This is a genomic window from uncultured Phascolarctobacterium sp., from assembly GCF_905212365.1.
Taxonomy (GTDB): Bacteria; Bacillota; Negativicutes; order Acidaminococcales; family Acidaminococcaceae; genus Phascolarctobacterium_A.
The window spans coordinates 1-5,792 of record NZ_CAJMEH010000085.1 but is presented as its reverse complement, the minus strand read 5'-3'; the positions used below and the strand labels follow the sequence as shown (position 1 = coordinate 5,792).

General features: G+C 51.2%; 5 protein-coding genes and 1 other annotated feature. Of the genes, 1 reads left to right on the top strand and 4 read right to left on the bottom strand.

What is annotated here, in order from left to right; genetic code table 11:
- The 3 genes from QZ105_RS09975 to leuS form a co-directional block, all read right to left on the bottom strand.
- A partial coding sequence (locus QZ105_RS09975; protein WP_293729773.1) for a hypothetical protein occupies window positions 1-228 on the bottom strand: 228 nt, incomplete at its 3' end.
- Between the two features lie 11 nt (window positions 229-239).
- A complete protein-coding gene (locus QZ105_RS09970) occupies window positions 240-848 on the bottom strand; it encodes a ComEA family DNA-binding protein (protein ID WP_293729772.1) in 609 nt (202 codons plus the stop codon).
- Window positions 849-1,003: 155 nt separating this feature from the next.
- Window positions 1,004-3,493, bottom strand: coding sequence for a leucine--tRNA ligase (gene leuS, locus QZ105_RS09965; RefSeq protein ID WP_293729771.1), 2,490 nt, complete (start codon window positions 3,491-3,493; stop codon window positions 1,004-1,006).
- Between the two features lie 67 nt (window positions 3,494-3,560).
- Window positions 3,561-3,758, bottom strand: a binding site (T-box leader).
- Between the two features lie 243 nt (window positions 3,759-4,001).
- Between leuS and QZ105_RS09960 the strand changes: the two genes are divergently transcribed.
- Window positions 4,002-5,198 carry a pyridoxal phosphate-dependent aminotransferase gene (locus QZ105_RS09960; protein ID WP_293729770.1) on the top strand — a complete coding sequence of 399 codons (1,197 nt, stop codon included), beginning with the start codon at window positions 4,002-4,004 and terminating at the stop codon, window positions 5,196-5,198.
- Between the two features lie 75 nt (window positions 5,199-5,273).
- Here QZ105_RS09960 and QZ105_RS09955 read toward each other — a convergent pair whose 3' ends face one another.
- Window positions 5,274-5,702: a hypothetical protein gene (locus QZ105_RS09955; RefSeq protein ID WP_293729769.1), complete on the bottom strand. Its 429-nt coding sequence runs from the start codon at window positions 5,700-5,702 to the stop codon at window positions 5,274-5,276.
- Between the last annotated feature and the right edge of the window lie 90 nt (window positions 5,703-5,792).

The window sequence follows — 5,792 nt, the reverse complement described above, 5'->3', positions numbered from 1 at the left end:
CTGCGCCGCGCTGGGCTCTACGCGGCAGCCATTGCCCAAGCCCAACAGCAACAGGCTCAGGCACACGCACAAGCCGCGCCGCCGCCCATCCGGCAGCAGCACACCTACCGTCAGCGCCGCCGCGGCCGCGCCTAACAAAAGCGGCGACCAAACGAAGGCAGCGGCGGGCTGCAGGCCCAGCCACAAGCCCAGCATAAAGCAAACCGTTCCTGCATAAATAAACTGCATCGCCACCCTCCTTAATCCACCTCGACCAAATCCCGCAGCCGTTCCAGCTTCGCCTTGCCAATGCCCTTAACCTGCAGCAAATCCTCCACCTTCGTAAAGCGCCGCGCCTGCCGCCGCTCCACAATGCGCCTGGCCATTGCGGGGCCGACGCCAGGCAGCGCGTCCAATTCTTCCACTGTAGCCGTGTTTAAATTTACGCGACCGCTACTGGCGTAGTTTTTTTCAGCGCGCGCTTCTGCTGAAGGCTTTCCGCCGTAGCCCGAAGAATTTTTTCCGGCCGCGGCCTTGAGCGCCGGGACGTTGACCTGATTGCCGTCCTTTAGCTTTTTCGCCAAATTTACCTTTTCCACATTGGCGTCCTCCCGCAGTCCACCTGCCGCCTCCACAGCCTGCCAGGCCCGCGAACCCACCGGCAGGTCGTACAGACCCGGCTCCAGCACCGCCCCGCTGACATAAATTTTTATTTTCGTCTGCTTGATTTCTCTATCGGCATAGGACAGCGGCGGCACAGGCATTTGCGGCTCTTGATTCCTCTGCATCCAATCGGCCGCCGCGCTGGTAAGCAGACAGCCCAGCAATAAAATTCCCAAAAGAGTCAGCTTCTTTTGTTTATTATCCACAGTAAAAACCTCCCTATAAATACTCCTAAAAACAAAAAGAGTCCCTAAGAATAACGTAAGTTATTCTCAGAGACTCTGAAAATGTAAGCGTTATTTTGGCACTACTAATTGTCAAAACCTACTTATTCGATTATCAAAGAAACATTATGGACAGCTTATTTAGCTACGATATTTACCAGACGGCCCGGTACGCAGATGACCTTGCGCACAGTAGCGCCGCCGATATGAGTCTGCACGTTGGCGTCAGCCAAAGCAATCTGCTCCAGCTCCTCCTTCGTAGCTGCTGCGGGAACGGTCAGACGGCCGCGCACCTTGCCGTTAACCTGCAGAACGATTTCCACATTGTCAACCTTCAAAGCGTCCTCGCTGTATTCCGGCCAGCTTTGATCGTGTACGCTGGTGCTTTCATCCACAGCGCCGCGCCACAGCTCTTCGGTAATGTGAGGAACGAAGGGGCTCAGCATTTTAATCAGGTCGGTAATAGCCTCGTAAACCAAACCGGCGTTGGGCTCCTGCTTAGCGTCCTTATAAGCATACAGAGCGTTGACCAGCTCCATCAGCGTGGAAATGGCGGTGTTGAAATTGAAACGGGTTTCAATATCGCTGGTTACTTTCTTAATGCTGTTGTGCAGCACGCGGCGCAGCTCCTTATCGGCTTCGGTCAGCGCTGATGCGTCATAGCTGGTAATCTTTTGCTCCATCTGCGGCATATAGTTAAGGACTATACGCCAGATACGATTCAGGAAACGGAAAGAGCCCTCCACGCCCTGATCGCTCCATTCCAGCTCTCTTTCCGGCGGAGCGGCGAACAGAATAAAGAGGCGGGCGGTATCGGCGCCATATTTTTCCAGAATTTCTTCCGGAGACACCACGTTGCCCAAGGATTTACTCATCTTGGCGCCGTCTTTAATTACCATGCCCTGGGTCAGCAGATTGCTGAAGGGCTCGTCGTAATCCACCAGGCCTGCGTCGCGCAGCACCTTGAGGAAGAAGCGGGAGTAGAGCAGATGCAGAATAGCATGCTCGATGCCGCCGATATATTGGTCTACCGGACCCCAATACATATTAACGTCCTTAGCGAAGGGCAGCTCCGTATTTTTCGGGTCGGTATAGCGCAGATAATACCAGGAAGAGCACAGGAAGGTGTCCATGGTATCGGTTTCGCGGGTAGCGTCAGCGCCGCATTGCGGGCACTTACAGTGAACAAAGCTTTCAGAAGTAGCCAGCGGAGATTTTGCTCCGGCGGTAAAGCTTACGTCCTCCGGCAAGCGCACGGGCAGCTGATCCTCCGGCACCAGCACCTCGCCGCAGTGCGGACAGTAGATGATGGGAATGGGAGCGCCCCAATAACGCTGACGGCTGATGAGCCAATCGCGCAGGCGGTAGTTGACGCGGCGTTTGCCGAAGCCTTCTGCCTCTGCCTTATCCATAATAGCGGACATAGCCTTGTGCATTTCCATACCCGTAAATTCGCCGGAATTTACCAGCATGCCTTCCTTTTCTTCATAAGCATGGGTCATTTCCTCCAGCTTTAATTCCTTGCCAACCGGGCACAGAGTAACTATCTTCTCGATGCCATATTTATCGGCAAACATCCAGTCGCGCTGGTCGCCCGTAGGCACGCCCATAACCGCGCCGGTGCCGTAATCGTACAGCACATAGTTAGTTACCCAAATCTCTACCTTGCGGCCGGTGAAGGGGTTAACGCAGTATACGCCGGTGAAAATACCCTCTTTTTCCGATTCGCTAGAGGTACGCTCAATCTCGGACTGGTTGCGCACGCGCTCGCAGAAGGCTTTGATTTCCTCAGCCTTGGGATTATTTTCGCAAATTTTATGAATCAGCGGATGCTCGGCAGCCAAAGCCATAAAGGTTACGCCGTAAGCGGTGTCAGGACGGGTGGTGTAAACGGCAACCTTATCGTTCAGCGCCGGAATTTCAAATTCAAATTCCAAGCCCTCGCTGCGGCCAATCCAATTGCGCTGCATGGTCTTAACGCGCTCCGGCCAGCCGGTCAGCAAATCCAAATCCTTCAGCAGCTCGTCGGCGTAATCGGTAATTTTAAAGAACCATTGGCTCAAATCCTTTTTAACTACGTCGTGGTCGCAGCGCCAGCATTTGCCGTCGATAACCTGCTCGTTAGCCAGAACCGTATTGCAGGTATCGCACCAGTTTACGGCAGATTCCTTCTTCACAGCCAGGCCGCGCTTATAGAACAGCTCAAAGAACCATTGCGTCCATTTATAATAATCTTCCTTGCAGGTAGTTACCTCGCGGTCCCAATCGTAGGACAGGCCCAGAGCCTTTTGCTGGCGGGTCATATTGGAGATATTGTCCAGCGTCCAGTTTTTCGGCGGGATACCATGCTTAATAGCGGCGTTTTCGGCAGGCATACCGAAGGAATCCCAGCCCATGGGATGCAGCACGTTAAAGCCCTTCATCGTGCGGAAGCGGGCTACTACGTCGCCGATGGAATAATTGCGCACATGCCCCATGTGCAAATTGCCGGACGGATACGGGAACATTTCCAGCACATAGGATTTCGGCTTGCTCTTATCCATTTCTACCTTAAAGGTTTTATTCTCCTCCCAATATTTTTGCCATTTGCTCTCTATCTCATGAGGAGCATATTTTTCTTGCAGCATTTCATTACCTCCAACAAAATTTTTGGCCGAAAGAAAACAAAAATCCCCGACCCTAAAATACAATAAGGTCAGGGACGAAAAATCTTCGCGGTACCACCCTGATTGCGGCATTGCCGCCACTCCATTAGCCTTAACGCAGCGTCACGTCCGCACATTTCCTTGCGGCTTCTTCACGGTGAGTTCATCTTCGTCGTTTACCGGCTTCCATCGCCCGCCGGCTTTCTGAAAAACGCTTACGACTACTAATCCGCTTCGCAGAATTTGCAAAATTATCTTTAATATTATATAACGCGGCGTAGCAAAAGTCAAACCGCCGCGCAGATTTTTGTTTAAGCTTTTACAAAAATCTGCGCGCTTGCAGACCATACTGCATGTATACAATATAATATACAGCTTTGTCGACACAATAAAAATATATATGCTATAATACTAAGGTATCCAATTCCGGCCAGCGTCTTTTCGGTCGCGGCCGCCGCATTGAATTCTAAAAACAAAGGAGCAATACGCAATGAAACTTTCCGCACGTGTTCAAAGCCTTACTTCATCCCCCATCAGAAAGCTTTCCCCTTACGCCGACGCAGCCAAGGCCGCAGGCAAAAAGGTTTATCATCTTAATATCGGTCAGCCCGACATCAAAACTCCGGCGCAATTTATGGACAGCATCCGCGCCTACCAGGCGCCAGTTATCGCCTACAGCAATTCCAAGGGCGAAATGTTCTTGCTTAAAGCAATTCAGGAATATTATGCAGAAAAGGGCATGAATTTTGCCATCGACGATATTTTTATCACTAACGGCGGCAGCGAAGCCTTGATTATGGCCGTTATGGCGTTGTGCGACCCCGACGATGAAATTATGGTGTTCGAGCCCTTCTACGCCAACTATACTACCTTCTGCAAGGAATTCGGCGCTAAAATCAACGCCGTGCCCACCAGCGTAACCAACGGTTATCACCTGCCCACTCAGGAGGAAATTGAAAAGCATATCACGCCGAAAACAAAAGCTATTTTGCTGACCAACCCCGGCAATCCCACCGGCGTTGTCTACACTCCAGAAGAACAGGACATGATCTCCCGCTTGGTACGCAAATACGATTTAGCGCTGATTGCCGACGAGGTATACCGCGAATTTGTTTACGACGGCGAATACCGCAGCTTCGGCACGATGCCTGAGCTGGAAAATAATTTAATCATCATCGATTCCGTTTCCAAACGTTACAGCGCCTGCGGCGCGCGCATCGGCTGCATCATCAGCAAAAACAAAGATTTAAGCAAGCAAATTATTAAATGCTGCCAAGCGCGCCTGTGCAGCCCCATTCTGGAGCAGGTCGGCGCCGCCGCGCTTTACACCACGCCCGCTACTTATCTGGAAGAAGTCAACAAAGAATATAAAAAACGCCGCGACACTATCGTCGCAGCTTTGGCAAAATTGCCCGGCGTTATGGCCTCCGACCCCAAAGGCGCATTCTATATTATGGTCAGCCTGCCCGTCGACGACGCCGAAAAATTTGCTATCTGGACGCTAGAAAACTTCGCCATCGATAACGAAACCGTAATGTTCGCTCCCGGCAACGGCTTCTATAATACGCCCGGCAGCGGCGTGAACGAAGCCCGTTTGGCTTACGTTTTAAAATCTGAGGATTTGGAACGCGCCATCTATATTCTGGGCGAAGCTCTCAAAGCATATCCCGGCCGCGTAGAAAGATAAGCTAGGAAAAATAATATTTGTAAAAAAGAGTTAGGCAAGCGACACGCCTAACTCTTTTGCTGTATTTGCGTTAAATTATTTAATGCTATTCAAAAGCTCTGCCAATTCTGTGGCGCTCACATCGCCGTAAGCGGGGGTCACAATAGCCTTGCCCGCAATTTTCACAGTGCCTTTGTTGACGTCCACAGCAACCTTACCCTTGCTGTATTCGGTAATCTTTTTAGAATAATTATTGCGGCGGTCGGTGTCTTTTGGATGCGTAGAGGGATTCAGAATATCATTCAGCACATTGGATTTAGAAGCATCCGAAGAGCTTTCTGCAACCTGCTGCCATACTGCCGCCGGTGCGCCCACGTTATACCCGGCGTCAGCCATATAAGAAAACGCAATATTATCGGCTTCCCATTCATTAGGCTTGGTTACGCCGGTATTTTTAGCATGCACGGCAACTACCTGCGCAGCCAAACCGTTAACGCCGCCTAGCTCGAAGCCCAAGGTTTTCATCACAAAATTCTCAGTCGCTCAGAACGAACTGCTGCTATCAGCGCATAGAAAAAGACTCAAGCGAATGCTTGAGTCTTTTTCTAACCGGCA